The sequence below is a fragment of the Inquilinus sp. genome (assembly GCF_039594555.1).
Classification (GTDB): domain Bacteria; phylum Pseudomonadota; class Alphaproteobacteria; order DSM-16000; family Inquilinaceae; genus Inquilinus.
In genome coordinates this window covers 1-2,716 of the sequence record NZ_JBCNNF010000629.1, presented here as the reverse complement: position 1 = coordinate 2,716, position 2,716 = coordinate 1, and the positions used below count along the sequence as shown (strand labels likewise).

3 protein-coding genes are annotated in these 2,716 nt (G+C 70.5%); 2 read left to right on the top strand and 1 reads right to left on the bottom strand.

Annotated features, from left to right (window positions below):
* The coding region (locus tag ABDW35_RS35215) for an aminotransferase class IV (RefSeq protein WP_343718494.1) at nucleotides 1-894 on the bottom strand (894 nt) is incomplete at its 3' end.
* A 187-nt stretch (nucleotides 895-1,081) separates the two neighbouring features.
* Between ABDW35_RS35215 and ABDW35_RS35210 the strand changes: the two genes are divergently transcribed.
* Nucleotides 1,082-2,071 carry an aldo/keto reductase gene (locus tag ABDW35_RS35210; protein WP_343718493.1) on the top strand — a complete coding sequence of 330 codons (990 nt, stop codon included), beginning with the start codon at nucleotides 1,082-1,084 and terminating at the stop codon, nucleotides 2,069-2,071.
* Between the two features lie 34 nt (nucleotides 2,072-2,105).
* Nucleotides 2,106-2,534, top strand: a complete 429-nt coding sequence (locus ABDW35_RS35205; RefSeq protein ID WP_343718492.1) for an RbsD/FucU domain-containing protein — start codon at nucleotides 2,106-2,108, stop codon at nucleotides 2,532-2,534.
* Nucleotides 2,535-2,716: the final 182 nt, after the last annotated feature.

Here is a 2,716-nt window from a genome sequence, read left to right as displayed (position 1 = left end):
CGTGCGATACCAGCCGGCCGCGTGCTTCTCCCAGTACAGCGCCTTCAGCCGGGCGCTGACCGGCCCCGGCCGGTCGTTGCCCATGACATGGCCGTCGACGCGCGACACCGGCATCACGCCGCCGGCGGTGGTGGTGCAGAACATCTCGTCGGCCTGCAGCAGGTCCTCGTGCCGCAGCGGCGCGATCCGGGCCGGCACGCCGATCTCCTCGCACAGCTCCAGCACCGACCGGCGGGTGATGCCCTCCAGCGACCCGCGGTCCGGCGTCAGCACCTGGCCGTCGCGGACCACGAAGACATTGAAGCCCGGCCCTTCGGTGACGAAGCCCTCGGCGTCCAGCAGCACGGCGGTGTCGGCGCCCCGGTCATGCGCCTCCAAGAGGCCGCGGGTCAGGTCGCCCCACTGGTAGTTCTTGATCGTCGGGTCGACCGAGGCAGGGGCGACACGCGGGGTGGAGGCGACATGCAGATGCGCCCCGCGCTCCTGCACATCCTTCGGGATCACGTCGATCCAGGGAATGGCGTAGGCGATGAAGGCGTTGTCGCAATCGGCCGGCCGGCGCGACCCGAAGATGCGCGGCCGGCCGCGGGTGCAGATCATCGCCACATAGGCGTCGCGCAGCCCCGCCAGGGCGACGCAGCGGGCCAGGATCGCCGCGATCTCCGACCGGTCGTGCGGCGGGGCCAGCCGCATCCCGGCCAGCGACCGTTCGAACCGGTCGAGATGATCGGCCAGGCGGAAGAAGCCGCCGTCGCGCACATGCACCACGTCATAGGTAACGTCGGACCGGGTGAAGCCCCAGTCCAGCACCGAGATCTTGGCCTCGGCGATCGGCACGTAGGCCCCGCCGACGAAGGCCGCCCCGGCCGAGAAATCCTGCTGGCTTGCGGTCATGCGCCGTCCCCGTCTGCGCGGCCCTGCGGCCGGTCCCGTGTTGTCCGGATTGGCCTGCAGGATGCGCAACGAATCTCTCATTGGCAATAGAAATTTCGTATACGAATTTTTGATTGATCTTTGGAAATCGGAGTCACATTCTCCGCCGCGATGGGCCAGCGCCCGAACGCTTCAAACAGGGATGCACATGGTTTCAGCGACGGATACGGCCAGGCTCGGCCCGACGCGCCTCGAAGTCACCCGGCTCGGCCTCGGCACCGCGCCGCTCGGCGGCCTCTACGCGCCGGTGGAGGAGGGGCAGGCCGAGAGCACGATCGCCCGGGCCTGGGATCTGGGGCTGCGCTTCTTCGACACCGCGCCGCAATACGGCAACGGCCTGTCGGAGCGGCGGCTGGGCCGGTTCCTGGCCGGCAAGCCGCGCGACAGCTACGTGCTGGCCACCAAGGTCGGCCGGCTGCTGCGCGTGCCGCCGCAGGCCGAGGCGCAGGAGGATGCGTTCTACAAGGGCACGCCGCCGGAGCGGCCGGTGTTCGACTTCTCCTATGACGGCGTGATGCGGTCGCTGGAGGAGAGCCTGGAGCGGCTGGGGCTGGACCGGGTCGACGTGCTGCACATCCACGACCCGGACGACCATTACGATGCCGCGATCTCCGGCGCCTACCGCGCGCTGGACCGGCTGCGCGCCGATGGGGTGATCGGCGCGGTCGGCGCCGGGATGAACCAGGCGGAGATGTTGGCCCGCTTCGCCCGCGACGGCGTGTTCGACTGCTTCCTGCTGGCCGGCCGCTACACGCTGCTGGAGCAGCGGTCGCTCGACGACTTCATGCCGCTGTGCGAGGCGCGCGGCATCGGCGTGATCATCGGCGGCGTCTACAACAGCGGCATCCTGGCCAACCCGAACGCCGGCGCCAAGTTCAACTACCAGGATGCCGACCCGGCGCTGATCGCCCGGGCCCAGGCGCTGGACGCGGTGTGCCGGCGCCACGGCGTGCCGCTGAAGGCCGCGGCGATCCAGTTCCCGACGGCGCATCCGGCCGTCGCCTCGATCCTGACCGGCGCCAGGACTCCGGCGGAGCTGGAGGAGAACGAGGCCCTATTCCGCCACCCGATCCCGGCCGATCTGTGGGCCGAGCTGCGCGCCGAGGGGCTGATCGCCCCGGCCGCGCCGACCCCGTGATCGCCGCCATGCCCACACAAGAAGGACCCGCGCCATGCTGATCGGCATCGATCCCATCCTCGGCCCCGACATCCTGCACGGCCTGCGGGCGATGGGGCATGGCGACGAGGTCGTCATCGCCGATGGCAGCTTCCCGGCCGAGACCGTGGCGCGCCGCCTGGTGCGGATGGAGGCGGCCGACCTGCAGCGCATGCTCGGCGCCGTGCTCAGCGTGCTGCCGATCGACGAGTCCGAGCCCGACCCGGTGATGGGGATGGAGGTGATCGGCAACCCCGCAGAGGTGATGCCGGCCCACACGCTGATCCGCGAGGCGCTGGGCCGGGTCGCCGGCAACCACCGGCTGACGCTGCTGGAGCGCTTCGCTTTCTATGAGCGGGCGAAGCAGGCCGCGCTGGTGATCGCCACCGGCGAGCGGCTGTTCTACGGCAATGTCATCCTCCGCAAGGGCACGGTGGCGGCCTGAGGCAGCCGGGCCGGAGCTGCACGGATCACACGACCAGGTCGCGCTCCGGCACCGGTTCGCCGCGGGCGACGCGGGCGATGTTGCCGAACATCTGGTCGACCGTCTTGACGAAGTTGTCGGCCGCGATCGCCGCCAGATGCGGCGTCACCACTAGGTTGTCCAGGGTCAGCAGCGGGCTGTCC